Genomic DNA, 26,244 nt, shown 5'->3' on the forward strand with positions numbered 1-26,244 from the left:
GGGTGACGGCTTTCCGGGGGATCATGCCCGCCGGTTCCGGCTGAGACCTTTGCCCGCCCGGCGATGCGCGCGCTTAACGGCTCGTTAACCGGTGCATGGCCCTAATCGCACCGTTACAGTTCGTTTCCGCCGGCATCCTGACATTGCCCAAGCGAGCGAAAGCGGGTTTGTCAGGCCCGTCCGAGCAATCCAATGGCCATCGTCACATCGAGCACCAGCCAGATTTCGCCCGCCAACGAGCGGCTGTATCGCCAGAGCGCTCTGCTCGGTGACTGGAAGGGCAATTGGGTGGGCAACAACCAGCCCGTCGGCTTCAAGGTCGTCAACATCCGCGGGGCCCGGGCGCAGGTCGAGTACACCCACAACGGACGCACCGAGCGCGGCTTTGCCGAGGTTCAGGGCACGCTCATCACTTTCGGCGGCGTCACGGTCGGTACCAAGGACGGCAAGAACATGGTGATGCTGTTCTCCTTCGGCGGCGCCGGCAAGCAGACCGCGAACCTCGAAAAGCAGCAGCCGCCTGCTTCCGACAGCCGCCTCATGGGAAGCTGGGGCGGCTATTCCAGCGAGAACGGCAAGAGCGCGAGCTTCAAGGTGCTCGCGGTCAATGGCAAGGAAGCGCAGGTCAGCGTCACCACCGACGGCGTCACCCGCCAGGGCACCGGCTACGTCTACAAGAACGTCATCATGTTCGGGCAGACGCAGATCGCGACCGACGACGGACAGAACGGCAAGGTCATCTATCAGGTCGGCACCAAATCCTTCATGGTGCCGGTGACGAAATATCCGCCGGCGGATTCGTCGTCGTCCGTCGACAAGACGGCATAGCATTCACGGCGCGGTCCCGTCGGATCGCGTCAGCGTCTTCAATTGCCGGTCGACTTGCCGCAGCACTGCGCAAACCCGTGCGAAGCCGCCGTCACCAATGAGTCGCCAGATTTCGTCGGCTTGCTCCACGAGGTGTGGAAGCGTCAGCGGCAGGTTGGCCGCTTCCTGCAGCGCCCCCTTCTCGTTGATCAGATAGCGCTCGTTCAGTGCGAACAGCACCTGCGCGACGCAGGCGAGCGATCTGTAAAGGCATCCCGCGACATGGGTCCGCTCGTTGCGTGCGGCCGCGAGCTCGGCATTTTCGATGCTGAACAGGACTTCCCATTGGAAGCGCCGGATCAAGGCGCTGCGAAGCGGCTTCGGATAGGGAAGTGCGATCGATTTGAGCCGGGCGATCAGGCCGTTCGGATCGTGCAGCGGCTGACAATATGCGATCTCGCCCATCCAGATCGCCGAGCAGAAGCCATGCGGATGGCCGGGCTGGTAGTCCATGGTGACCACGCCGGCGCTGCAGGATGCCATGACGGTCTCGACCGCGTCGGCGTCACGGTAGAGCAGGTCGACCTTGCGGCCTCCCACCGAAAGCCAGGCGCCGCCGACGATCCACGGGCCCCATTCTCCGACAGGCGTCACCGTCGTGGCGGCCGGATCGTCCGCGATCGTCTGCGCGGCGGCCAGCAACCTTTCGGTGTCCAGCGCGGTCTTGAAATAGAGTCCGATATCGTAGTCCGAGGCCGCGTGCGCGCGGCCTCGCGCGCGAGAGCCGCCGAGCACGACAGCTTGAACGCCAGGTACATCGGCAACAACGGATGTCAGGCGGGTCAGCGGCGGATCGTCCGGCATCGGTGCGGTTCCCCGAAAGACCTGCGGCCGCGCGGGCCGGCGCGGTCGCTCCGCTGGCATTGACGGTGGTCGGGGAGTATAGTTTTGCAGTGTTTCAGATGGTAGCCAGAATGTTCGGCCTTGCACGCTCATGCGCCCTTGCAGCTCTCGCATTGCTCTGCCTCGGCGGAGCGCCGGTTCATGCGCAAGTGGCGCCGCTGCGATATTGGATTCCCGGCGGGCCTTTCGGCCTTGGCGGCGCAGCCGGCCTGAGCTCCGACACCTATGGCAGCTTCGCGGGCTTCAGCGCCGGAGAGGCCGATTGGCGTACGAGCTCTGCGAACGGCTTCTTCATCGGCCGCGAACGCGCTGATGTTGGATTGAGCGGCTTCAACCAGGCAAGCTCGCTCGGCAATTTCAGCGCGCTCTCTTATGATAGCACGCAATTCGGCTATCAGATGAAGACCGCGGGCGGCATGCCCGTCACCTTCTTTGCCGGCTTCGACACGCTGAAATACGGCAACGGCATCGGCAGCTCGCTGGCGCCGCTCACCTCCGGCGCCGGGCCCGGCTATGGCGGGTTCGCGGGTGTCGAATTCAAGCCGATCTCGAATCTCAGCCTGTCGTTCGGCGTCGGCTACACCCAGCAGGATTCGGGCCGCATGGACAGCGATATCAGATCGAACATGCTGCCCGGCGAGTCCCCGGCCCTGGGTGGCCTTCGGCGCTAAGATCGCATCACCAGCTCCGGCGGACGCCGCAGCGATTTCGGCAGGCTTGGGCCGGTGCCGAAGCGCATCACGATGTCGGGGCGCCGTTCGCCGAGGCCGAGCCGGGTCGCGAATTGCTGCCTCAGCGCTGCGACCTCGACCGGCTGGTTGACGAAGGAATATTTCAGTCCCAGCGCGGTCGCCTGCAAGCCGAAACGCTGGCAGGCGCGGCCGACCGCGATCCAATGCGCGGTGTCGCTGCGATCGGCAGCAAGCACGACGACACCGGCCGAGCTGTCGAGCTGCTCGCGGTATTTCTTGTTTTCTCCGCTCTCGGTGAAGAACAGCTTCAGAAGCGGCCGCGCCATCCACGACGGCAGCGCGGGATTTCCCGAGGCGGGCGCGAACAACCCGTCCATGGTCGCGACCGCCTCGGCCTCGTTGAAGCGGATCCAGTCGACGAGCTCGCGCATGAAGGCCTTGTCGCGCATCTGCGCCGAATTGCCTTCGAGCACGTAGTCGGTGACCTCAGCCATTGCGGCACGCTCGGTGATCAGGATCGCGGCGACGCCGGGTTGCTGGCAGGCGTTCTCGAGCTGGCGCAGGATCTCGGGCGCGGCAGATTTGCCGGCGAAGGCCGCGCGGGTGCATTGCCTGACGGGAATGGCATCGGCCAGGGCCGATGCGGCAGGCGGAGCCTCGTCGAGCGTGAGCACGATCCGATCGCCGTCGACGACCGGATCCGCACGCCAGCCCAGCGTGGACGCGGCGAGGATGAGGTTTTCGGCGGCACAGCCGAGACTGACGAAGAGATGATGATCGTCGGGATCGACCGCCGGACAGCGCCGCGTGACGTCAGGCGCAATCGTGATGACATTGCCGCGGACGGAGAAGATCCACGGCTGGGTGTTGTGGCTGTTGGCCGCAAGCGTCGCAAACCGGACCAGCTCGCGATCCCTTAGGCCTGCTCGCAGCGGAGCCCGTGACGAGCTGACGGCTTCGTCATAGGTCATCGCCGCCAGTGCGGCAGAGGGGCCGCCGATCGCCGCCGCGGAAAGCCCGAGCGCGGTCGTGATGAATTGCCGCCGGTTAGCCACACCTGTCCGCTCCGCTTCGATTGCGCGAGGGCATTCTTAAGCCGTCGGACGGCGGAGCGATTGACCAGTATCAAGGCTGTCGGCTGCGCGCTTGCAACCTACCGCACGAACCGCGCCACCAGCTCGACATGCGGCGTGTGGCGGAACTGGTCGACCGGCACAACGGCCTCCAGCCGATAGCCGCCGTCGATCAGGAGCCGTGCGTCGCGGGCAAAGGTCGCGGCGTTGCAGGACACGGCAATCACGACCGGCACCTTGCTCGCGGCAAGCTTCAGCGCCTGCGCCTGCGCGCCCTGGCGCGGCGGGTCGAACACCACGGCGTCGAAGTCCCGCAGCTCCTGCGGCACCAGCGGGCGGCGGAACAGGTCGCGCGGCTCGCACTTGATCGGCTTCAGGCCCGGCGTCCGCGCAGCTTTCGCCAGCGCCGCGATGGCGCCGGCGTCGCTGTCATAGGCGGTGACGCGGGCCTTCTCCGCGAGCCTGAGCGCGAACGGGCCGACGCCGCAGAAGAGGTCGAGAACCTCCTTGGCCTTGCCGATGCGCTCGGCGACGAGTGCCGCGAGCGTCTCCTCGCCCGCCACCGTCGCCTGCAGGAACGAGCCCGGCGGCAGCGTCACCTCGGCGCGGCCCATCCTCACCGTCGGCGGCAGGCGTTGCAGCACCAGCTCGCCATGCCGGGTCAGCCGCGCCAGGCGGTGCTGCTCGGCGACGCGCGACAGCGCCGTAACGAGCGCCGTCGGCAGCGGGCCGGAGCCGCGCACGTCGATATCGAGGCCGTTCGCGGTCGCGGTGACCTGGATGTCCAATGGCTTGGTCACCGGCATCCTGGACGTCAGCGGCTCGGCGATTGCCCAGGCGGTATCGAGTGCGCCGTCGAGCGCGGGATCGAGGATCGGACAACGATGGATCGGGATGACGTCGTGCGAGCTCGCAGCCGAGAAGCCGACCTTGAGGATGTCGTGCGTGCCGAACCGGCCGTGCAGCGTGATGCGCCGGCGCCCGGCGCCATGGGCGTCGACCAGCGACGCCACCTCGCCCTCGATGCCGGCCTGCGCCAGTGTTTCGACCACGATGCTGCGCTTCCAGGCCCGATACGGCTCGGCCGCCCAATGCTGGATGGCACAGCCGCCACACACGCCGAAATGCGGGCAGAATGGTTCGACGCGTTCCGGGCTTGCGACCTCCACCGCCAGCAGCTTGCGGCGGTCGGGATGATGGCCAAGGACGTGATCGACCTCGACGGCTTCGCCGCCGAGCGTGTAAGGCACATAGACCGCTTCGCCGGTGTCGAGGCAGACGCCGTCGCCGCGATGGCCGACATGGTCGATGGTCAGGCGCTCAACCACGGCGCGCGCCGAGGAAGAATTCGATATTGCCGTCGCCGCCCGTAATCGGCGAGGGGAATATGTCAATCTCGGTGCAGCCGAGCGAGGCCGCAAAGGCCGCGATGTCGTCGCAGATCTGGCGGTGCACGGCGGCATCGCGGATGATGCCCTTCTTGTTGTGCTTCCTGTCCGCCTCGAATTGCGGCTTGATCAGCGCCAGCAGGCTCATTGGCGCAGCCGCCAGCGACAGCGCCACCGGCAGCACTGATTTCAGCGAGATGAAGCTGACGTCGATGACGACGATATCGGGGCGTGCCGGCAGGCGTTTGCCGTCATAGCTGCGGATGTCGGTCGCCTCCATCGACACGATCTTGGGATGATCGCGCAGCGAGGGATGCAGCTGGCTGGTGCCGACATCGATGGCGAACACCAGGCTCGCGCCGTTCGCCAGCAGCACCTCGGTGAAGCCGCCGGTGGAGGCGCCGACGTCGAGGCAGACATGGTCCTCGATGTCGATTCTGTACCGCTCCAGCGCGCCGGCGAGCTTGACTCCGCCGCGGGAGACATAGGGGTGCGCGGGCTCGGCCTGGATCACCGCATCCTCGGCGATCGTCTCCGACGGCTTTGCGACCTGCTTGTCGTCGGCCGTGACGAGGCCGGCCTCGATGGCCGCGCGGGCCCGCGCCCGGCTCTCGAACAGGCCGCACTCGACCAGCAGAACATCCGCGCGCTTGCGGGGAGTAGACATCGGCTCTCTCAAGATGGTCCGGCGCTTATGTAGCAACCAATCGCGCGGCCGCCATCCGGACGCAAGTCTCGAACGCGGCGAGGTCGTGCCAGACGTCGATCGGCATCGCGGCCGGTGTCACCAGCGGGCAGCCGTGCAGCTCCAGCGCATGGATCATCATGAGGTTGTCGGCGAGGCCGAAGTCCTCGACCGTCAGCCCCTGGGCGTCGACCAGCCGTCCCTCTTCGGAGGTGACCTCCATGAAGCGCGAGACGCGGTCGCCATAGGTGGCTGGATCGTTTGAATAGGCGAGACAAAGCTTGCCGCGTCCCGCCATGTAGCCAAGCTCGTAGACGGTGCCGGGATCGGCGCCGGCCCCGCGGAATGGCGTCAGGTTTGCGATGATGGCATCGGCCGCGTCCATCATCGCCTCGTTGCCGCAAAAGATTTGCCTCGAAGCATCGGGGGCAAAGAGGTCTATAGCGTTGTCGAGGGGATAGAGCCCGGTGAGGCCATGAGCGGTGCAAATATCGACCTTGCGCCGGCCGATCTCGACTGCATCCGGCAGGAACACGTCGGGGCCTGCCAGATAGATTTTCATGGAGTGCGGCCTGCCGATGCGAAGCGCGGTGCAACACCTCTCCCATCGGGAGAGGTCGGCGCGAAGCGCCGGGTGAGGGGTTACGCTCTCACGTGGGACCTGGACCCCTCACCCGGATTGCTACCGCAATCCGACCTCTCCCTACGGGAGAGGTGGGTTCAGCGTCTGCTGCGACGATCAAGCCAGCTTGACCGTCTCGGTCTTCACATCCTTGCCGAGTGCCTCGAACACCTTGGCGACGATGCCCTTGGCGTCGAGGCCGGCGCGGGCGTACATCGCGGCCGGGGTGTCGTGGTCCTGGAACACGTCGGGCAGCACCATCGAGCGGAACTTGACCATACCGCTGTCGAGCACGCCCTGATCCGTCAGGTACTGCGCGACATGCGAGCCGAAGCCGCCGATCGAGCCTTCCTCGATCGTGATCAGGATCTCGTGGTCGCGCGCGAGCTTGAGCACCAGCTCGGTGTCCAGCGGCTTCATGAAGCGCGCGTCGGCGATCGAGGTCGACAGGCCGTGGGCGGCGAGCTCGTCGGCCGCCTTCTCGCATTCGGCAAGGCGCGTGCCGAAGGAGAGCAGGGCGATCTTGCTGCCCTCGCGGATCATGCGACCCTTGCCGATTTCGAGCGGAATGCCAACCTCGGGCATCTCGACGCCGCGGCCTTCGCCGCGCGGATAGCGCAGCGAGCTCGGACGGTCGTTGATCGCAACCTGGGTCGCCACCATGTGCACGAGCTCGGCTTCATCGCTGGCTGCCATGATCACCATGTTGGGCAGACAGCCGAGATAGGCGTTGTCGAACGAGCCGGCATGGGTCGCGCCGTCGGCGCCGACGAGGCCGGCGCGGTCGATGGCGAAGCGGACGGGCAGGCTCTGGATCGCGACGTCGTGCACGATCTGGTCGTAGCCGCGCTGCAGGAAAGTCGAGTAGATCGCGCAGAATGGCTTGTAGCCTTCGGTCGCAAGACCCGCGGCAAAGGTCACCGCGTGCTGCTCGGCGATGCCGACGTCGAAGGTGCGGTCGGGGAAGGCCTTGTTGAAGATGTCGACGCCGGTGCCCGACGGCATCGCCGCGGTGATGGCGACGATCTTGTCGTCCTTCTGGGCTTCCTTGACGAGGCTCTGGCCGAACACGTTCTGATAGGCCGGCGCATTCGGCTTGGACTTGGCCTGCGTGCCGGTCGCGACGTCGAACTTGACGACCGCGTGGTACTTGTCGGCGGAGGCTTCCGCCGGCCCGTAGCCCTTGCCCTTCTGCGTCACGACGTGGACCAGGATAGGGCCGGTCTCCATGTCGCGGACGTTCTTCAGCACCGGCAGCAGATGGTCGAGGTTGTGGCCGTCGATCGGGCCGACATAGTAGAAGCCGAGCTCCTCGAACAGCGTGCCGCCGTCCATCATGAAGCCGCGGGAATATTCCTCGACGCGATTGGCGCGGTTGGCGAGGATCTTCGGCAGGCGCTTGTTGATCTGCTTGGCCGCATCGCGCAGCGTGCGGTAGGTCTTGCCGGAGTAGAGGCGCGACAGATAGGCGCTCATGGCGCCGACCGGCGGCGCGATCGACATGTCGTTGTCGTTGAGGATGACGATCAGGCGCGAGTTCATCGCGCCGGCATTGTTCATGGCCTCATAGGCCATGCCGGCCGACATCGCGCCGTCACCGATCACGGCGATAACGTTGTTCTTGCCGCCGGAGAGGTCGCGCGCCACGGCCATGCCGAGGCCGGCGGAGATCGAGGTCGAGGAATGCGCCGCACCGAACGGATCGTAATCGCTCTCGCTGCGCTTGGTGAAGCCGGACAGGCCGCCGCCGGTGCGCAGCGTGCGGATGCGGTCGCGCCGGCCGGTGAGGATCTTGTGCGGATAGGCTTGGTGGCCGACGTCCCAGATCAGCCGGTCGCGCGGCGTATCGAAGACGTAATGGATCGCGGTGGTGAGCTCGACCACGCCGAGGCCCGCGCCGAAGTGACCGCCGGTCACCGAGACGGCATCGATGGTCTCCTGCCGCAGCTCGTCTGCAACCTGGCGAACCTGCTCGACCTTGAGCTTGCGCAGGTCTTCCGGGGTCCGGATGGTGTCGAGAAGCGGCGTCTTACTGTATGCGTTCACGGCGATTTCCAATTTGTCAGCACCGGAAGGTCATTCCGGTGCGCGATGGGTTTGCACAATATCGGCGCAGCGCGAGTCCTATAAACCATCGGAGCCACCTGCGCGGGGCAAGGCCCCGCCTTCAAGCTTAGGTAAGCTTAAGTGCGTTCCGGTTCAGTCTCTGTGATCCCTGTCACTTAGATCGGCTTCGTCCGTCCCCAGCCAATTTCACTAGCAGTTCGAAGCACTTGTCGTCGGTAATCGGTGCCCACGCAAGGCTTGCAAAAAGCCACACTCCGCGCAGCTTTACACCAAAGCTTGGGCCAAAGCCAACCCGCTGGACCGATTAGGGGTATGCAGGTGCAACTCGCGGGCCAGAAGTGGTTAACCTTGGCCCGGGTCAAGGGTTCCGGCCTTGCCCAGTTCCTTGGCAGGCTTTTCTTGCCCGCAATGAGCCCTCATGGCCCGATTCTGAGGCGGGACGTATCGATCCGCTCCCGGAACCGCGATGCCGGCCGGGAACTGCGCCGTGCGGTTCCCGGGTGGATGCGGCGGCCACGGTCCTCGCGAAGACGTTTTGAGCGGACCAGCGCCGCGTCTCGCGCGGGCCTGCAACGTCAGGAAATCGAGCGGGAAAGCACGCTTTACTGGACGTCGAGCGGCGCGGTGCCGGTGGCCTGGCCGCTGGCATCGGTGGTGATCTTGTCGACGCGCGCCTCGGCCTGGCGCAGCAATTCCTCGCAGCGCCGCTTCAGCGCCTCGCCGCGCTCGTAGATCGTCACGGATTCCTCGAGCGGCACCTTGCCGTCCTCGAGCCGCTTCACGATCGTTTCGAGTTCCTCGATCGCGCGCTCGAAGGTGAGCCTGGAGACGTCGACTTGCGTGTTTTCGGCCATATCCGTTTCCGATTGCCCGCTTCGCTGCACCCTGGAGAAAGCAGAGTTTTGCGGGCGCAATGTGGCGGGTCTGTCTAAGCGCCCATCAGGGCGCCGACATGCGCCGTAACAGATTCTTTCAGTCCCTGCAGGTCATAGCCGCCCTCGAGCACCGAAACAATGCGGCTACCTGCGGTCTTGTCGGCGAGATCCATCAGCTTGCGTGTCACCCAGGCATAGTCCTCCGCGCGCAGGTTCAGCGAAGCCAGCGGATCGCGATAATGCGCGTCGAAGCCGGCGGAGATGATCAGCAGCTCGGGGCTGAATTTCTCGAGCTGCGGCAGAATCAGATTCTCGAATGCGGAGCGGAATTCCGGGCCGCCGTCCTCGGAGGCGAGCGGGGCATTGACGATGGTGTCGTGATCGCCGCGCTCGCCCTTGGCGCCGGTGCCCGGAAACAGCGGCATCTGGTGCGTCGAGCAGTACATCACGGTCGGGTCCGACCAGAAGATGTCCTGCGTGCCGTTGCCATGGTGCACGTCGAAATCGACGATGGCCGCGCGCTTGATGCCGTATTTGCGCTGGGCATGGCGCGCGGCGATCGCGACGTTGTCGAAGAAGCAGAAGCCCATCGGCTTGCCGATCTCGGCGTGATGTCCGGGCGGGCGGACCGCGACGAAGGCGTTGCGATGCTCGCCGGCCATCACCGCTTCGGTCGCCGCCACCGCGCCGCCAACGCCGCGCATCACCGCCTCCCACGTGCCCGGAGACATCGAGGTGTCGCCGTCGATATAGACCTGACCGCTGGTCGGGGCGATGTGGCGCAGCTCGGTGACGTAATGCTCGTTGTGGCAGAGCGTGACGAGATCGAGGTCGCCCTCCGGCGCCTCCTCGCGCGCCAGGAACTGGAAGCGCTCATGCGACAAGGCTTCTTCCACCGCGCGCAGACGATCCGGCCTCTCAGGGTGTCCCGGCGGCGTGACATGGTCGAGGCAGGCCTTGTGGGAAAGGAGAAGCGTGCTCATCAGGTCGGCCTCACGGAAAACGGGCTTTTGGCGTCGTTGGCGCATCCGGCGCCAAAACGCAACGCAAAACACAATCTAGGCGCTTGGCCGGCAATGGCAAAGGGCTGCCCGTTTGATCCGGATCAATTCACCCGCAGGATGCGGGTGGGCGGCAGCGGACCGACCGGCCCGTGCGCCCGGAAGAACGCGAACAGCGCGTCCGCATCATAGCCGCCATATTGCGGCGCCGTGCCCTGCTTGGCGACGGTAAATCCGTCTCCGCCGACGGCGAGGTAATCGTTCAACGTGACGCGGTAGCCGCTTCCAGGCTCGATCGGCCTGCCGCCCAGCGTCATCCTCTCGAGGCTGACGCGCTCGCCGTACGGCTTTGACGCATCCCAGGTATAGCTGAAGCCGTTCGACACCTGGAGAATCCGCGGCCGCTTCGGGTCCAGCCATTGCTGCTCGAGCATGTCCTTGAGCTGGCTTCCTGTCAGCGTCATGGTGACGAGACGGTTGCGGAACGGCTGGCTGGCGAAGACGTCGCCGAACGTGATCGCGCCGTTCTCCTTCGGAACGATGTCGGTGCGGATGCCGCCAGGATTGGTGAGCGCGATGACAGCGCTGCCATCCTTCGCATCGCGGGTTGCGAGCAATTGCGCGTCGGCGATGATATCGCCGAGCGCGCTTTCGCCGGCCTCGTTCGGCACGCGCGACAATGTCTGCGTCACCGAGCCGGCGGGCCGGTTGGCGATCGGCGCGGAGAGCTTGTCGTAGGCGTCGATCAATGCGGCCTGGTCGGGATCCCTCGCCAGCGAAGCGTTGGCGACGATGACGTTCTCGGCCCTGGCACTGATGATGTCGCGCGTTGCGGGATCGAGCTTGAGGTCGATCGCGGTGACGAGCGTTCCGTATTTGTCGCCGCTGGTGACGAGCCGCCCGTCGATATCGCAGACATAGGCACGGTGGGTGTGGCCGCTGACGACGACGTCGACGGCAGGATCGAATTTCCTGACGATGTCGACGATCGGTCCCGTGATGGCAGGGCATTCGTTGTAGTCGCCGGCGGGCTCGCCGCCCTGGTGGATCAGCACCACGATCGCTTCGACGCCGCGCGCCTTCAGCTGCGGAACTAGCGCGTTCACCGTCTCGGCCTCGTCGCGGAATTCGAGCCCGGCGATGCCTGCCGGCGAGACGATGCCGGCGGTCTCCTTCAGGGTCAGCCCGATGAAGGCGACGGGGATGCCATCGAATTCCCGGATCTCGTAGGGCGGCAGCACGCTCTTGCCGGTCGCGGTCTCGACGGTGGAGGCCGCGAGATAACGGAATTTGGCCCCGGCGAAGGCATGCGGTCCCTGGCAGCCGTCGACGGGATGGCAGCCGCCGTTCTGCATCCGCAGAAGCTCGGTCTTGCCCTCGTCGAATTCGTGATTGCCGACCGAGCTGATCGCGAGGCCCATCATCGAGAGCGCCTCGATCGAGGGCTCGTCGTGAAACATCGCCGACAGGAACGGGCTCGCACCGATCAGGTCGCCCGCGGCGACGAAGATGGTGTTCTTGTGTCCTTCGCGCAGCTGCTTGACCAGCGTCGCCATGTACTCGGCGCCGCCGGCCGCCACCGTCACCTTCCTGGACTTGTCTTCGGGGTCGTTGATGCGGATGCCGCCCGGCGGCGGTCGCAGATTGCCATGGAAATCGTTGATGGCGAGAACGCGCAGCTCGACCGGCGCTGCGGTCTGGGCGGCGGCGGGAAGGGTGGCGAGGGCGAGTGCGGCAAGGATGGATGGGACTACGTATCGCATGACGCCAGATTAGTCGTGCCGCGCGAAGATTTCACGAAAGTTCTCGCCGTCATTCCGGGGTGAGGCGCAGCACCTCACCGCTTCTTCCTGTTCGCGAACGCATTGAACGCGGCAATCGCCTCCTCAGACTTGAGCCGTTCGCCGAACAGATGGCCTTCCTGGTCGATGCGGCGCGTCAGCTCTTCGGGCGGAGTGCGCAGCAGCTTGCGCGAGGTCGCGACCGCCTCGGCCGGCAGCCGGCAGATCTCGCGCGCCACCTTGCGCGCCTCGACCTCGGTGTGCCCCGGCGAGACCACGGTGTTGACGAAGCCGGCGGCTTCGGCCTCCGCGGCGGTGAAGGTCCGCCCCATCACCAGCATCGCGAAGGCGCGCTGGTACCCCATCGTGTTCGGCATCAGGAGGCTGGCCGCGCCGACCGGCACGAGCCCGAGCTTGATGTAGGGCGCGGAGAACGTCGCGGCTGTCGAGGCGAGCACGTAGTCGCAATGAAACAGCATCACGGTGCCCACGCCGATCGAGGCGCCGTCGACGGCGGCGATGATCGGCTTGGTGTTGAGGGCGAGCGAATAGAGAAACTTGGCGCCGTTCGACAGCGTCTCCGGGCGCGCCGTGTCGGCGTGGAGAAAATCGTCGATATCGTCGCCGGCAGTGAACACGCCGGAGCCGCCGGTGATGATCATGCAGCGGACATCGGGATTGTTCTGCGCGGTGTCGATGGCGTGGCTCATCTCCCGGTACATGTCCTGGGTGATCGCGTTCTTCTTGCCCGGGCGGCGCAGGGTGATCACGCGCGTTCCGCGCTCTTCGGTGACGACGATATTGCCATTCGCCATGAGAGCCCCCCTTGCGCTCGCCGCGATGCCTGCCGATCGCGAGTCTTGCGAACATCAGCCTACATCATCCCGGAGGCGTGCCAATGCGCTTCGCCAATCTTTCAGCGCCGAATTCCCCAAACTTCGATGCCTGGCACTCGTCACAACAATAACTGCAATTTGTCTATTGAAAAACCTTCGGTTGTGACGCACGATCGTCGGCGTCTTCTCACCCCAGCAGCGCCGCATCCGCCGCTGCGACCGATTCCGCGCTCTCGGTCACGGTGCGCTCGAGCGCGCCCGCCTGCACCGCGATGTTCTCGGCGAAGAAGCGCGCCAGCGCGACGTAGCGTGGCGCATCGCCGAGGCCTTCGGCCTTGGCGGCGAGCGCCTCGGAGGCGAGCAGGCAGCCGCCGAGCGTCGCGCCGAATTGCTGCAGATACGGCGTCGCCCCCGCGAGGGCGTCGTTGGGCGCGGACGTAACACGCTCGAGCAGCCATTTGCTGGTGCGCGTCAATGCTTCCAGCGCCTCGCGCAGCTTGGTGCCGGTGGTGCCGAAGGCGGGATCGTTGGAGGCCTCCACCGTCTTGACGGTCGCCGTGAGCTCGTCGAGCAGCGCCCACACCGCTGCGCCGCCATTGGCAGCCAGCTTGCGCGTGACGAGATCGATCGCCTGGATGCCGTTGGTGCCCTCGTAGATCGCGGTGATACGGGCATCGCGGTAGTGCTGGGCCGCGCCGGTCTCCTCGATGAAGCCCATGCCGCCATGCACCTGCACGCCGAGATAGGCGACCTCGTTGCCAATGTCGGTGGAATAGGCCTTGGCCATCGGCGTCAGCAGCGCCGCGCGCGCGGCCGCTTCACTGCGCACCTTCGGATCCTTGGCCCGGGTCGAGACGTCGATCGCAACGGCCGTCGCATAGCAGATGGTGCGCGCGGCCGCGGTCTGCGCCCGCATCCGCATCAGCATGCGCTTGACGTCGGGATGCACGAAGATCGCATCCGAGCCGTCGCCACTCTTGCCGACCGCGCGGCCCTGCTTGCGCTCCTGCGCATAGGACAAGGCCTGCTGATAGGCACGGTCGGCGACGCCGACGCCCTCCAGGCCGACGCCGAGGCGGGCCTGGTTCATCATCGTGAACATGCAGCGCATGCCCTGGTTCTCTTCGCCGATCAGGAAGCCGATCGCGCCGCCGTGATCGCCCATGGTCATGGTGCAGGTCGGGGAGGCATGCATGCCGAGCTTGTGCTCGACGCCGCTCGCATAGATGTCGTTGCGCTGCCCCAGCGAGCCGTCCGCGTTGACCATGAACTTGGGAACGAGAAAGAGAGAAATCCCCTTGGTGCCGGCGGGCGCATCCGGCAGGCGCGCCAGCACGAAATGCACGATGTTGTCGGTCATGTCGTGCTCGCCATAGGTGATAAAGATCTTCGTCCCCTTGATGCGATAGGTGCCGTCGGGCTGCTTCTCGGCGCGGGTGCGCAGCGCGCCGACGTCGGAGCCGGCCTGCGGCTCGGTCAGCTGCATCGTGCCGGTCCATTCGCCGGAGACGAGCTTTTCGAGATAGATTGTCTTCAGCTCGTCGCTGCCATGGGCATCCAGCGCCTCGATCGCCGAGGCCGTCAGCAGCGGGCAGAGGCCGAAGGCGACGTTGGCCGCGCTCCAGATCTCGGTGCAGGCGGCGTTGATCGCGAGCGGCAGGCCCTGGCCGCCGAAATCTTCGGGGCCGGACACCGCGTTCCAGCCGCCCTCGGTCCAGCGCTTGTAGGCGTCAGGCCAGCCCGGCGCGGTCGTGACCTTGCCGCCCTCGAGCTTGATGCCGTGCTCGTCGCCGATCTTGTTGAGCGGCGCCAGCACGTCGGACGCGAATTTGCCGGCTTCCTCCAGCACGGCGGCGACAATATCGGCGTCGAAATCGCCGTAATGACCGGCGTCCATGGCGGCCTTGAGGCCCGCGCCATGGTTGAGCGACAGCAGCATGTCAGAAATCGGCGCGCGGTAGGTCATGGCTCACTCCCGGAAGAACAGATATTGGCGCCGTATTCCCATGAAACGGGGGCGGTCTCAACTGCCGGGACACCGGGGGGCCTCGCCGGGACGGGGAGGGCATGGCGGCCCAGAATAGAGTGTCGGCTGCCAGCCGCCGGCCCTATTTGCCCCTCCTAGCGGTTGAAATGCCGCGCCGCTCCCTATAGACCGGCTGCGACCAACGGGAATCTGCAGGTGCCGGCCCTGCCCGTCCCGTTCTTCGTCTGTTGGGGCGTAGCCAAGCGGTAAGGCAGCGGATTTTGATTCCGCCATTCGGAGGTTCGATCCCTCCCGCCCCAGCCAGCTGATTTTCCGCAGCGGCCGTCTCTGGAACGGTGGTTGATCGAATTCGCTTTCCGGGTCGCTGCTTCTTCGCAAAGAATGACGAGGACGCTTTCCGCGGACCGTGCCACCGTCTGGCCGCCGTTGACGGAGCGCCGCAGCGTCGACCCGGAAGCGCACAGCGAAGGCGTCGAGATTCGCGACCTCGGTCGAGGCCGCCCCCCGCGTGACTGCCGTCACGGTCGGCGGTGCTCCCCCGCGCTAAAGCTGACCTCGCCAACAACCACCATACCGCGGAGGGGACCAATGGAACTCAGCACCACAGAGCTCGACAGCGTTAGCGGCGGCGGACTCGGTTTTTTCGGACAGCTGTTCGTGCCGACGATCCTCAAGACGTCGACGGTCAACCCGGCGCCAACCGGACCGGTTGGTCCCAGCAACCCCTCCACCGGCGGCGGGCATAAGTCCGCATCATTTGATCCGGTTGGGGTTCGCTTCTGAGCGCGGGTGCAGGACTCGGGTCTTCGCCGAATGCGCCATTGCGCCAACGGGCGCGCCATCGTCATTGGGGTCTTTGGCGCGCTCCCGCGCCGCTCACGCCGGCCACGCCTGCCCGCCGCCGTCGATCCGCAACACCTGCCCCGAGACGAAGGCACCCATCGGTCCTGCAAAGAACTCGACCACGCGCGCGACCTCGTCGACGGTGGCGATGCGGTCGAGCGTCCCCGTCTCGACCATCCGGCTCGGATCGACCGCGCGGGTGCCGAGGAATCGGCCGGTGCGGGTGTCACCGGGCGCGATGCAGTTGACGGCGATGTCGTAGGCGCGGAGCTGGTCGGCGAGGCAGCGCGTGTAATGCGTCACGCCCGCCTTCGCCACCGCATAGATCGAGCCGTTGGTCCGCCCCTTGAAGGCGGCGACGGAGCCGAGCGTGACGATGCGGCCGCGCCGCCGCGCCATCATGCCCTTCGCCACCGCCTGGCAGGTCAGGATGGTCGAGAGCAGGTTGCGCTCCAGCACGGCGCGTATGTCGGCTTCCTTGATGTTCACGGCATCGTTCGGATCGGGCTTGCCTCCGGCGGCTGCGATATCGCCGCCGGCATTGTGCACGAGGATATCGATCGGGCCGAGAGCTGCCTCGGTTTCGGCGATCACGCGCGAGATATCGTCGGTCCTGGTGAGATCGCCGAGCACGCGCAAGGTGCGCACGCCGAATTCTCTGCCGATCTCTGCGGCAACGGCAGTGAGCGTGCTGCCTTCGCCATATTCGGCAGGCCCGTTCTCGCGCATGCCGTGTATCGCGGCGCTGGCACCAAGCGCGGCGAGCTTTTCCGCAAAGGCGCGGCCGAGCCCTCGCCCTGCGCCGGTCACCAGGGCCACCTGCCCAGCCAAAATTCTCGTCCCGTCATGCGATGCCATGATCTTCCGCCTGTCATGAAATGTCCCAGCTGCGACATTGAAGCCGATCGCCAGGGGCTGCACCAGCGACATCGGCGCCACCAGCGTGGCTGGCGCGGCCCTCCGGCGCGGACGGCTTGGAACTCGCGGGCGCGCTGGTCGTTGCTTGGCCGCGGCAACAGGGCAATAGCGAGCGAGTAGGAGAGCACGTGAACCGACGCCAGCTTGTTCGAGGGTCGGCGTTGCTGCCGGCTTTGCTGCTTGCTTCCGGGCGCAGCTTGGCCGCTCCGTCGGATGATGCGTTCGGCCCGTCCACCGTGAGGGACCTTGCGCGGATGCTGGCGAGCAAGCCGTATGAGCCGCCGGACGAGAAGCTCCCGGGCGGATTGAAGGACCTGGACTACGATCAGTATCGCTCGATCCGCTTTTTGCCCGAGCGGGCGCTCTGGCGCGGCAAGAATCTTCCGGTCGAAGCGCAGTTCTTCCATCGCGGCTTCTTCTACAAGAACAGGGTGAACATCTTCGAGGTCGCGGACGGAAAGGCATCCGAGATCAAGTACCGCAAGGCGGACTTTTCCTTTGGCGAGAAAGTCCCGGCGTTCGATGACGGCGATCTCGGATTCGCAGGCTTCCGCATCCATGCGCCGATGAACCGTCCCGACTATTACGACGAGGTCTGCGTCTTCCTGGGCGCGAGCTATTTCCGCGCCGTGGCCAAGGGGCAGACCTACGGGCTTTCCGCCCGGGGGCTCGCGATCGATACCGGCGAAGCCAAGGGCGAGGAATTTCCGCTCTTCAAGACGTTCTGGCTCGAGCGTCCGGCGGCGGGTGCGACCTCGTTGGTGATCCATGCCCTGCTCGACAGCAAGAGCTGCGCCGCGAGCTACCGATTCACCGTGCGCCCCGGGGACACGACGGTCTTCGACGTCGAGATGTCGGTCTACCCGCGCGTCGAGATGCCGCGGGCCGGTCTCGCGCCCATGACCAGCATGTTCTTCTACGGTCCGAACGACCGCAACGACATCGACGATTTCCGCCCCTCGGTCCACGATTCCGACGGCCTTTCGATCTTCAACGGGAAGGGCGAAAGCCTGTGGCGGCCGCTCAGCAACCCCCGCGATCTGCAGATCAGCACCTTCCAGGATCTCAATCCGCGCGGCTTCGGGTTGATGCAGCGGGAGAGAAACTTCTTCGCCTACCAGGACATCGAATCCAGCTTCGAAAAACGCCCAAGTCTCTGGATGGAGCCGATCGGGGATTGGGGCGAGGGCGGCGTCACGCTGTTCGAGATCCCGACCAAGGAGGAGGTTCACGACAACATCGCCGCATTCTGGCGGCCGAAAAACCCACTGCGGGCCAAGGGCGAACACAACTACACCTATCGGCTGCATTGGGGGCCGGATAGCCCGAAGCCGCATTCGCTGGCCAGGTTCACGCGAAGCGGCATCGGGGCGGGGGGAGAGGACGCGCGCCTGTTCGTGCTCGATCTGTTCGGAGACAACCTCAAGGGCGTCGATCCTGCCGCTGTCAAAGGCGTCGTGACGGCGGAAAAGTCCGAGGTGAAGAACATCGTCACGCAGCCCAATCCCTACACCGGCGGCTGGCGGCTCAGCTTCCAGTGCCAGGTGAAAGGCGAGCCGATCGAGCTGCGGGCGTTGCTGGCCCAAGGCGACAAGGCCTTGTCGGAAATCTGGGTCTACCGATGGACGCCCTGAGCACGGCACCGCGCCCCATTGCCGGCGATATCGCGACCCAGCGCCTGCTGCCGAGTGAGTCTCCTCTCGCGATGGCGCCCGGCGACCTCAGAAAAAGCCGGGTCCCCGACCGCATTCCTGCGCCGGTCGCCACCACGATGGCCTGGCGACGCGGCCTCATCCTCCTCTCGGCGGCGGCGCTCACGGCGGGCGGCGGCTATGAGATGTATCGCGTGCTGGAGGTCGGCGGCGTCACCGTCCTCGAAGCCATGGTGCTGGCGCTCTTCCTGGTCCTGCTCGCCTGGGTCGCCTTCTCCTTCGCTTCCGCGCTGGCCGGCTTCTTCGTGCTGCTCGCCCATCGCCCGGGCGACCTCGCGCCAGAGGCGGAGCTGCCTGCGATCGCAAGCCGCACCGCCATACTGCTTCCAACCTACAACGAAGACCCGCACCAATTGACGGCGCGGCTGCGTGCCATCATCGAATCCCTGGAGGCGACCTCGCAAGGAAAGCTGTTCGACTGGTACGTCCTGAGCGACAGCACCGATCCCGACATCTGGGTCGCCGAGGAAAAAGCGCTCCTCGCGCTGCGGCAGGCGGTGGCGATGCCACGGCTCTATTATCGCCATCGCGCCGAGAATACGGCGCGCAAAGCCGGCAATATTTCCGAGTGGGTCACGCGGTTCGGCGGCGCCTACGACTTCATGATCGTGCTCGATGCCGACAGTCTCATGAGCGGGCAGACCATCGTCCGGCTGGTCCATGCCATGGAAAGCAATCCGAGCGCCGGGCTGGTCCAGACGCTCCCCATGGTCGTCAACGCGCGAAGCCTGTTCAGCAGGGTCCAGCAATTCGCGGGCCGCCTGTACGGACCGATGATCGCCGCCGGCGTCGCCTGGTGGCACGGCTCCGAAGGCAATTACTGGGGCCACAATGCGATCATCCGGGTCAGGGCGTTTGCCGAAGAGGCGGCGCTGCCGCAGCTTCGAGGACGGAAGCCGTTCGGCGGGCACATCCTCAGCCACGATTTCGTCGAGGCTGCGCTGATGCGGCGCGCCGGGTGGGGCATCTACATGCTGCCGACGCTCGGCGGAAGCTACGAAGAGGTGCCGCCTTCGCTGCTCGATTTCGCCGCGCGCGACCGGCGCTGGTGCCAGGGCAATCTTCAGCATCTGGCCGTCGTGCCGGCGCGTGGTCTCCACTGGGTGTCGCGCCTGCATTTCATGGTGGGGATCGGGGCATATCTGACGGCGCCGCTATGGCTGCTGTTCCTGCTGCTGGGGATGCTGATCTCGCTGCAGGCACGCTTCGTGCGCCCGGAGTATTTTCCGAAAGGGTTCTCGTTGTTTCCGACGTGGCCGGCCCAGGATCCGGTGCTCGCCATCTGGGTGTTCGTCGCCACGATGGGGCTGCTGCTGTTGCCGAAGCTGCTCAGCCTCGTCCTCGTTTGGATGCGGGGCCCGGTCAGACGCCAGTTCGGCGGCGCGTTGCGGGCGTCGGCCGGAGTTCTCGCGGAGATCGTCGTATCCGCGCTGATGGCGCCGGTGATGATGATCTTTCAGTCGATCGCCGTCGTCGAGATCCTGGCCGGGCGGGACGCGGGCTGGCAGACGCAGAGGCGCGACGACGGCACGGTCGAACGCCGCGAGCTCTATCGGAAATATGGCGTTCCAACCCTGTGCGGCGTTGCGATGGCCGCAAGCGCCTACGCCGTTTCGCTGCCGCTTCTGCTCTGGATGTCGCCGGTCGTCGTCGGGCTGCTGTTCGCCGTTCCCATAGGCGCGCTGACCGCCATGCCCGCCTCCGGAAGATTGTTCGTCACCCCCGAAGAACGAGAGCCGCCTCCCGTCCTGGGGCGAGCGAACGAACTGAGCGCGTCGGCGGACGAAGGAGGCGGCCCCGCATTGCTGGAGCTGCGCCAAGACCCCGCGCTCCTGGCCTTCCACCTCGCGCAGCTGCCACCTCCTCGCGCCACGAGGCCCGACACGGTCGACGCCAACCTGGCGGTCGGCCGTGCCAAGGTCGATGCGAGCGAGACGTTCGAGGAGGCCGCCGCACATCTGTCCAGCCGGGAGGTCTTCTCGATCTTGAACGACGGTTCGGCGCTCTCGACCGCGTTGCAGAAGCGGTGACGCGCGCAGGGCGTCTTGGCGGACCAAGCTTGGAATCCAACCAGTCCTTCACCCGGGACAGCTTCCCGTGCGCGTCACCGAGACCGGTCGTGTGAAAAGCCTACGACCGAACCATCGCCCGGCGGCCCTCAATGTAGCCGTTTGACGGCAGCCTTGCCGTGCTTTCGGTTCTGCGCGAGTGTATTGCAGCGTAGGATCCTGGTGCTCACGATCGAGCAGTTCGACGGCGGATACTGATTGCGAATGGAGCAGGTCCTCTCAAACAGCATCCGTGTGCGCTCGCCGGCCATGACCTGGGAAGCGATCGCGCCGCGATTGCGGGATTTCGGCATCACGAGGGTCGGTGACGTTACCGGTCTGGATCGGATCGGCATTCCGGTCTGGATGGCCGTGAGACCCAATGCGCGGACCCTGTCGGTGTCGCAGGGCAAGGGTCTCGATCCGATTGCCGCCAGGGTCTCCGCTGCGATGGAAGCGCTGGAACTCGCACATGCGGAAAGCGCCCGGCTCGAAGTCCGGAATGCGACCGCCGCCGAGATCGGAGCCTTCGGGCAACTCGTCGATCTTGCCGCGCTGCCGCGCTCGCGGCATTCGGTCTTCGGCAGCCGGACGTCCCTGGCATGGACCCCGGCGCGACGCCTTGCGAGCGGCGATGCCGTCTGGGTGCCGCTGGAAATCGTCAACGCGGATGCCTGCGTCCCGCGACCGGCCTGGGCGGGATCGTTCCTGCATACCACCAACGGTCTTGCGTCCGGCAATACCGTCGACGAGGCGATCCTGCATGGGCTGTGTGAAGTGATCGAGCGCGACGCGATGGCTTTGTGGCATCATGCGCCTCCCTTGCGGCAGGCCGGGAGCCGTATCGATCCGGGCAGCGTGGAGATGCCCATCGCGGCACAATTGATCCGACGCCTGCGCGCGGCCGACATTGAACCCATCATTTGGGATACGACGAGCGATATCGGAATTCCGACCATCCGGGTCGTGCTCCACGACGATACCGCCGACCCCGTCATCAATCCGCTGCCGGCGAGCGGTGGGGCAGGCTGTCATCCCGATCGCACGATCGCGCTGTGCCGCGCGCTGACCGAAGCCGCCCAGAGCCGGCTCACGGCCATCGCGGGATCGCGGGACGATGCAGGCCGGTTGCGCTATCGTGAGACGCAGAACGCCGGCGCACTCGACACCTTCCGTGTCCTGGCACGCGATCTTTCCGGCACACGGCCATTCGCCTCGGTGCCTGACGACGCGGCGGGCAGCGTCGGGCAGGCTCTGGATCTGGTTGTCAGGCGACTGGCGCGGGCCGGACTGACGGATATCCTGATCGTCGATCTCAGCAGGGCGGACACGGGAATCTCCGTGGTACGCGTCATCGTGCCGGGCCTGGAAGGCGTCGTCGATTCTCCCTCCTATGTTCCGGGGGCCAGGGTCCGCGCGCGAGCCGCGAGCCATCGGTCATGACGGTCTATGTGTTTCTCGGGCCCAGCCTGTCGCGCGACCGCGCGAAGACGATCCTCGATGCCACCTATCTGCCACCTATCCAGCAGGGCGACTTGGCCCGATTGTTGACGCGCCGGCCGCGCTATGTCGGCATCATCGACGGATATTTCGAAACCGTGCCGGCGGTCTGGCACAAGGAGATCCTGCTGGCTCTCAGCCAGGGCGTACACGTGTTCGGGGCGTCCAGCATGGGCGCCTTGCGTGCAGCGGAACTGCACGCATTCGGCATGGTCGGGGTAGGCCAGATCTACGAGTGGTTCAGCGGGGATGTCATCGTCGCAGATGACGAGGTCGCGGTCCGCCACGGTCCCGCAGAACTCGGCTATCTGCCGCTCAGCCAGTCCTTGGTGGACATTCGCGATTGCTGCGCAATGGCCCGTGCCGAGGGTGTCCTCGATCCGCTCCTGGCCGATCGGATCGTTTCGGCCGCACGATCCCTGCCATTCTGGGAGAGGACCTGGGGCTCGGTAGCCGCTGCGGTGCCCGACGCAGCACCGGATGACGTTTTCGCGCTGGCCGCATGGCAGGAATTCGCGAGCACCCGCTATGTGAGCCTGAAGTCGCGCGATGCGGAGTTGCTGCTGCAACGGATGAAGCTGGCTGTCGGCGAGCCCTGGCAGCCTCACCGGCCCTGTTTCGAGCTCGATCGCACGATCTTTCTCGAAAGATTGCTGAACGAGATCGCGATGGAAAGCAGCAGAAGCATTCTCGGACTGCCGTTGGCTGCGGACGAAGATCCGCAGGTGATCGAAAGCCTCCGCCGCGCCGTGCTGCTTCGCATCGTCGCGCGAGATCAGGCCGGCCGCTCGGGATGGGAGCCGACCGAGGCCGAGATCCTCGATCGCGCGGGTGCACTCTGGTCGGCTCTCGGCATGACCGACTCAGCTGCGGCTGAGCGATGGATGACGCGACATGGCATCTCCGAGGAGATGCTCCGGCTTCACCTCGTCGACGAGCTGAACGTGGCGCGGCTCGCCAACCTGCACAGGGTGGCGGTGGAGCGCGAACTTGCCGCCGAGTTTCTGCTCAGCCAGGCCCTTCAGCGCACTGGCACTTCCGCCGCGGGCTCCGAAACGGCAGACGAATAGTCCTGCCAGAACGCGTCGTCTGCATGCCAGGGCACCGCGAGTTCCGCCAAATAGCGGCGGCCATCGCGATCGCGCACGATGAAATCATCCGGGACAGGCCACAATTCCTGGATACGAAGCGCAGGGCCATGAGCCTGCAACTCCTGTCCAAGCAATTCCACGGCCAGCGCGCTGTCGGTGGCCAGCAGGCTTTCGGTCTGATGCTGCGCCTGAAAGGTGTAGACGAGATCCGGCAGCCGCCTTGCCCGAACGAAGCGGCGCCATTCGATCAGACGCTCGGCGCCGCGCGCCCGGGCCAACGCGGTGCCGACGCTCGCGTCCGGGGTCCATCGCTGCGGACTGATCACAGCATCGTCGAGCAGGAGTCGAGGCAGGTGGTGCCAAGCTTCGATTTCGCGGTTCAGTCGCGGAATGGGTGCCATCAGGGGCGGGCGCCCGAGGAAGAAGGAGATCGAGGCCAGCACCGAGGCCATCCGGTCAAGACCTCCCAGATACGCCGCGGAACGGGCGGAGGCAATCGTCAGGCCCGGGTCACCGTCAGCGCTCAGCACCGGCCTGCCGTGACGGTTGAACGTGATCCGCGCGCCGGACATGAACCGGCTGTCGGTATCGAGCGGATCGATCAGCTGCAGCAGGGATGGCGGACGTGCCGTGACATTGGGATTGTGGTGATTACGGATCGCGAGGTCACGCAATTGGATCCGCGGCCATTGGGCAGTGGCCTGCGCGAGCTCGGCGGCATGCCACTGCCGGAATGGGTCGTCCGGGTCGAACAGATGCGCAAAGCGTGAGTGGAAAAAGCAGGGCTCGGGCGTCAGTCCGCCAATCCGGAGCGGAGCATCTCCATCTGCTGTCGGACGTCCGATCAGCAGCAGCGCCGAGCCCGGAGGCAAGGCGACGGCTCTGTCGGCCGAATCGTCGGCTCCGAGGCGGTGAACGGACTGCGCCGCTACCGGTCCGATCTCGCGCTCCCAGCGATCGAAAGCCGCCTGTGCCGCAGCTTCGAAAGTGCCGGCGGCGCGCTGCAGCACGCGATGCTGCCATGACGGTGCTCGCTGCGTGGGATCGGTCTCGCCGCCGCGGCTGAGCAGCTCACCGAGAGGAATGCAGGCATCGTCTCGCGCATCGAAGAAATGCGAGATCGCAATTCGGGTTTCGATCTCGCCCAGGCCGAAGCGGTCGAAGGCCCAGTACCGGTGCAGCGTCTGCGCAAGCCTGTCGCCCAGCTTTTCGGGGAGCGAGAAACGGAACGGAGCCTTCCGGTCAACTGCCAATACGTCTTCGTCGCGCCGCAGGGCGGCCCCGTAGCGTGCGAGCACCGCAGCGACGGCGTCGTTGGCGGCATCGAGCAGATGCCTCAATTCGTCCGGCTCGATCGAGTCCGCGCGGGTTTCGATCTCGTCGGCGATGGCGCGCAACGCGGATCGGCATGCAAGCCATGCGTCCTGCTCGCTCGGAGGCAGCCTGTCGATCGTGGCATCGAGCGCCTGCCACGTGTCGGAAAAGAATGGAGGCAGGCTGGCCGTCGACCATAGGATTCCGCCCGTGATCCAGTTCTCGCAGATTGTCCGGGCGTGATCGGGAGCCAGGCCCGTCACATCGGCGCAAAGCGCATGTTCGATCTCGCGCAGAAGCGGCCGGTCCTCTGTCCCGAATGAATTCAGCAGGATGTCCAGCGGAGCGTGATGTGCAATGCGGCCCACCACCCAATAGCCGGCCGAGAACGTGCCGAACTCCCATTGGGTGTCATCGATACGACGAAGGGTCGGATTGCGCCGCCATGAGACCTGATCCATCCACGGCTTGCGACGATTGAGATGATCGAGTCCGCGCAGGAAGATCGACAGCACGGGGCTGGCACGGATCGCTGCGGGGGCCGGGCTCACGTCGAGCTTTGCCCGCGCTCCGTGCGTCACCGTCTCCAGGGCTACGCCCGCCCAGAGCCCGTTGGGAGTCGCACGCCCGATCGCACGCATCAGGTAGCGATGCAATACGCTCTGCAGCCGCTGGCGGCCGCGCCGGCTCGGGGGCACCTGCCGGGCTTTCCGATATTGGGCGTAAAGAGAGGAGCTGGCGAGGCACAGCGCGCGCTGGAACTGCGCTTCGCCGACGATCTGGTCGAGTGCGGTGCCCGCGCGCTGCATTTCGGCTCCGTGGGCCTGCTCGATCGCGGCACGTTCCGCCGCATGTCGCTCCCGATCCGCGGCGAGGGCGAGGAGGGCCGGGCCAACCGCAGCGCTGATGCCTGCATCCTGCAGCAGCACGCCGGTCAATCGGTCCGGCAGGGGATGCAGCGTTCCCGCCAGCGCCCGCTTCAGCGACAACGCCAATCCGCGAAGCCGACGGTCCGGGATTTTCGGAATCAGTTCGTGAAGCTGCGCCGCGAGAAGCCGGCTGTCGTGGCGGATCTCATCCTCGTGCCCGATCCAGCGGTCGATCCGCTGACAGAGCTCGCTGGCGCGCAGGGGCTCGAGGCATTCGATCGGCCATCCCGCGATGCGCAGTATGGCCGGACCGAGCGGACGGCGGTCCACCGCGGTGGCGGCATCTGCGGGGTTTCCATCCATCACCCGGGTGCCGTGTGCTGCGGCGTGGTGGCGGTCACCGGAGGCAGGTCGCGCCTCGCGGGAGCTGGCGCTGCGCCTGTCAGCTGCTGCTTTGGATTCCAGGCGGCCGCCATGACCTCCGCCAGCGCCGCCAGCCTTGGCTGGTCGTAGCCGTGGCGATTGAGGGTGAACAGCGCAACGAACGGCATGATCGATCTGATCCCGCAGCTCATGCGGCCGTTCTCCCGTGCGCGCGACAATCCGTCGGCAAGGGCGGCATTGGCCTGTTGATAGCGCGCGGCCAGATCTGCCTCATGCGGCAGCGCGGCGGCCTGCAAGTCGCAGATCCTTGGCGGGCATGCTGTGATGGTGCCCGGCAAGCTTGCCCGCACCAGCACGCCGAAATTGCACCACGCGTCCCAGACTTCGCACGGGTCCTCCATTGCGCGCCGGAACAGATCCTCGAGGACGGTTTCGATGAACGGACGCCGCTCGCGGTCAGCGAATCCGTTTTCCGCGAGCCGATCGCTCCTGATCCACATCAGGCTGTCGGTGTTCCAGAACTTGTGTACCGCCCTCATGCATTCGGGCCCGCCGAATTGTCGGTACTCCGGCTCGTAAACGCTGCTGAAATAGCGCAGCACATGACCTTCTGACCTGGCACGTCGCAGCAGTGGAAGGAGCCGCAGCGACAGCCGCTCGCGGTCCCCGGCGAAGCGAAGGCGCAGATCGGGCGGCTTGCGCTGGAAGAAGAAGCCCGCGCGGGCCGAGGCCGGCAACTGTTCGATGGCGCGAAGCACATGCCGGGCGGCCGGAAGCGCCGTCCCGTTGTGGCGGGCCAGCGCGACGTTCAGTTGCAGCCACCGATCGTTGCGACTGGCCATGGTCTA

General features: G+C 66.0%; 21 protein-coding genes and 1 tRNA gene. 8 read left to right on the forward strand and 14 right to left on the reverse strand.

Annotated features, from left to right (window positions below; all coding sequences use genetic code 11):
• The first annotated feature begins 192 nt into the window (after positions 1-192).
• Positions 193-828 carry a hypothetical protein gene (locus tag BDOA9_RS14425; protein WP_025034651.1) on the forward strand — a complete coding sequence of 212 codons (636 nt, stop codon included), beginning with the start codon at positions 193-195 and terminating at the stop codon, positions 826-828.
• A gap of 3 nt (positions 829-831) precedes the next feature.
• Here BDOA9_RS14425 and BDOA9_RS14430 read toward each other — a convergent pair whose 3' ends face one another.
• On the reverse strand, positions 832-1,671 hold the full coding sequence (locus tag BDOA9_RS14430; protein ID WP_025034652.1) for a nucleotidyltransferase domain-containing protein: 840 nt from the start codon (positions 1,669-1,671) through the stop codon (positions 832-834).
• 110 nt (positions 1,672-1,781) lie between these two features.
• On the opposite strand from BDOA9_RS14430, the gene BDOA9_RS14435 reads away from it, so the two are divergent.
• A complete protein-coding gene (locus tag BDOA9_RS14435) occupies positions 1,782-2,381 on the forward strand; it encodes a hypothetical protein (protein WP_025034653.1) in 600 nt (199 codons plus the stop codon).
• Here BDOA9_RS14435 and BDOA9_RS14440 read toward each other — a convergent pair.
• The 10 genes from BDOA9_RS14440 to BDOA9_RS14485 form a co-directional block, all read right to left on the reverse strand.
• Complete coding sequence (locus BDOA9_RS14440) at positions 2,378-3,457, reverse strand: Acg family FMN-binding oxidoreductase (protein ID WP_025034654.1); 1,080 nt, start codon at positions 3,455-3,457, stop codon at positions 2,378-2,380. The two genes, BDOA9_RS14435 and BDOA9_RS14440, sit on opposite strands and share 4 nt — an antisense overlap.
• A 98-nt stretch (positions 3,458-3,555) precedes the next feature.
• The gene (locus BDOA9_RS14445) at positions 3,556-4,803 is read right to left on the reverse strand and encodes a class I SAM-dependent RNA methyltransferase (RefSeq protein WP_025034655.1); all 1,248 of its coding nucleotides are present in this window, start codon (positions 4,801-4,803) and stop codon (positions 3,556-3,558) included.
• On the reverse strand, positions 4,796-5,530 hold the full coding sequence (locus BDOA9_RS14450) for a TlyA family RNA methyltransferase (protein WP_025034656.1): 735 nt from the start codon (positions 5,528-5,530) through the stop codon (positions 4,796-4,798). The genes BDOA9_RS14445 and BDOA9_RS14450 overlap by 8 nt, the downstream gene beginning before the upstream one ends.
• 25 nt (positions 5,531-5,555) lie before the next feature.
• Positions 5,556-6,110 carry a nucleoside 2-deoxyribosyltransferase gene (locus tag BDOA9_RS14455; RefSeq protein ID WP_025034657.1) on the reverse strand — a complete coding sequence of 185 codons (555 nt, stop codon included), beginning with the start codon at positions 6,108-6,110 and terminating at the stop codon, positions 5,556-5,558.
• A 177-nt stretch (positions 6,111-6,287) separates the two neighbouring features.
• Complete coding sequence (gene dxs, locus BDOA9_RS14460; RefSeq protein WP_025034658.1) at positions 6,288-8,216, reverse strand: 1-deoxy-D-xylulose-5-phosphate synthase; 1,929 nt, start codon at positions 8,214-8,216, stop codon at positions 6,288-6,290.
• Between the two features lie 623 nt (positions 8,217-8,839).
• Positions 8,840-9,091: an exodeoxyribonuclease VII small subunit gene (locus BDOA9_RS14465; protein ID WP_008132970.1), complete on the reverse strand. Its 252-nt coding sequence runs from the start codon at positions 9,089-9,091 to the stop codon at positions 8,840-8,842.
• Between the two features lie 74 nt (positions 9,092-9,165).
• Positions 9,166-10,095: a histone deacetylase family protein gene (locus BDOA9_RS14470; RefSeq protein WP_025034659.1), complete on the reverse strand. Its 930-nt coding sequence runs from the start codon at positions 10,093-10,095 to the stop codon at positions 9,166-9,168.
• A gap of 122 nt (positions 10,096-10,217) precedes the next feature.
• The gene (locus BDOA9_RS14475; protein WP_025034660.1) at positions 10,218-11,876 is read right to left on the reverse strand and encodes a bifunctional metallophosphatase/5'-nucleotidase; all 1,659 of its coding nucleotides are present in this window, start codon (positions 11,874-11,876) and stop codon (positions 10,218-10,220) included.
• A 74-nt stretch (positions 11,877-11,950) separates the two neighbouring features.
• On the reverse strand, positions 11,951-12,709 hold the full coding sequence (locus tag BDOA9_RS14480) for an enoyl-CoA hydratase-related protein (RefSeq protein ID WP_025034661.1): 759 nt from the start codon (positions 12,707-12,709) through the stop codon (positions 11,951-11,953).
• A 208-nt stretch (positions 12,710-12,917) separates the two neighbouring features.
• Complete coding sequence (locus BDOA9_RS14485) at positions 12,918-14,696, reverse strand: acyl-CoA dehydrogenase (protein WP_025034662.1); 1,779 nt, start codon at positions 14,694-14,696, stop codon at positions 12,918-12,920.
• Between the two features lie 249 nt (positions 14,697-14,945).
• Here BDOA9_RS14485 and BDOA9_RS14490 point away from each other — a divergent pair.
• Both BDOA9_RS14490 and BDOA9_RS37905 read left to right on the forward strand, forming a co-directional pair.
• A tRNA-Gln gene (locus tag BDOA9_RS14490) sits at positions 14,946-15,020 on the forward strand.
• Positions 15,021-15,305: 285 nt separating this feature from the next.
• Positions 15,306-15,500 carry a hypothetical protein gene (locus tag BDOA9_RS37905; protein ID WP_152033286.1) on the forward strand — a complete coding sequence of 65 codons (195 nt, stop codon included), beginning with the start codon at positions 15,306-15,308 and terminating at the stop codon, positions 15,498-15,500.
• Positions 15,501-15,593: 93 nt separating this feature from the next.
• Here BDOA9_RS37905 and BDOA9_RS14495 read toward each other — a convergent pair whose 3' ends face one another.
• Positions 15,594-16,418, reverse strand: coding sequence for an SDR family NAD(P)-dependent oxidoreductase (locus BDOA9_RS14495; protein WP_025034663.1), 825 nt, complete (start codon positions 16,416-16,418; stop codon positions 15,594-15,596).
• A gap of 188 nt (positions 16,419-16,606) precedes the next feature.
• Between BDOA9_RS14495 and BDOA9_RS14500 the strand changes: the two genes are divergently transcribed.
• The 4 genes from BDOA9_RS14500 to BDOA9_RS14515 all read left to right on the forward strand — a co-directional run bounded on the left by BDOA9_RS14500 (position 16,607) and on the right by BDOA9_RS14515 (position 22,808).
• Positions 16,607-18,112: a glucan biosynthesis protein G gene (locus BDOA9_RS14500; RefSeq protein ID WP_025034664.1), complete on the forward strand. Its 1,506-nt coding sequence runs from the start codon at positions 16,607-16,609 to the stop codon at positions 18,110-18,112.
• Positions 18,100-20,220: a glucans biosynthesis glucosyltransferase MdoH gene (gene mdoH, locus BDOA9_RS14505; RefSeq protein WP_025034665.1), complete on the forward strand. Its 2,121-nt coding sequence runs from the start codon at positions 18,100-18,102 to the stop codon at positions 20,218-20,220. The genes BDOA9_RS14500 and mdoH overlap by 13 nt, the downstream gene beginning before the upstream one ends.
• 288 nt (positions 20,221-20,508) lie before the next feature.
• Positions 20,509-21,681 (forward strand): YcaO-like family protein, encoded by a 1,173-nt coding sequence (locus BDOA9_RS14510; protein WP_244521583.1) that lies wholly within the window; start codon positions 20,509-20,511, stop codon positions 21,679-21,681.
• Entirely contained in the window at positions 21,678-22,808 is a 1,131-nt protein-coding gene (locus tag BDOA9_RS14515) for a TfuA-like protein (protein ID WP_025034667.1), read from the forward strand. Before BDOA9_RS14510 ends, BDOA9_RS14515 begins: the two co-directional genes overlap by 4 nt.
• Here BDOA9_RS14515 and BDOA9_RS14520 read toward each other — a convergent pair.
• Together BDOA9_RS14520 and BDOA9_RS14525 are read right to left on the reverse strand one after the other, a co-directional pair.
• A complete protein-coding gene (locus tag BDOA9_RS14520) occupies positions 22,760-25,375 on the reverse strand; it encodes a lantibiotic dehydratase (protein WP_025034668.1) in 2,616 nt (871 codons plus the stop codon). The genes BDOA9_RS14515 and BDOA9_RS14520 overlap by 49 nt on opposite strands.
• Positions 25,375-26,238, reverse strand: a complete 864-nt coding sequence (locus tag BDOA9_RS14525; protein ID WP_025034669.1) for a thiopeptide-type bacteriocin biosynthesis protein — start codon at positions 26,236-26,238, stop codon at positions 25,375-25,377. Before BDOA9_RS14525 ends, BDOA9_RS14520 begins: the two co-directional genes overlap by 1 nt.
• Between the last annotated feature and the right edge of the window lie 6 nt (positions 26,239-26,244).

Origin of the sequence: Bradyrhizobium sp. DOA9, assembly GCF_000617845.2 — a bacterium.
Taxonomy (GTDB): domain Bacteria; phylum Pseudomonadota; class Alphaproteobacteria; order Rhizobiales; family Xanthobacteraceae; genus Bradyrhizobium.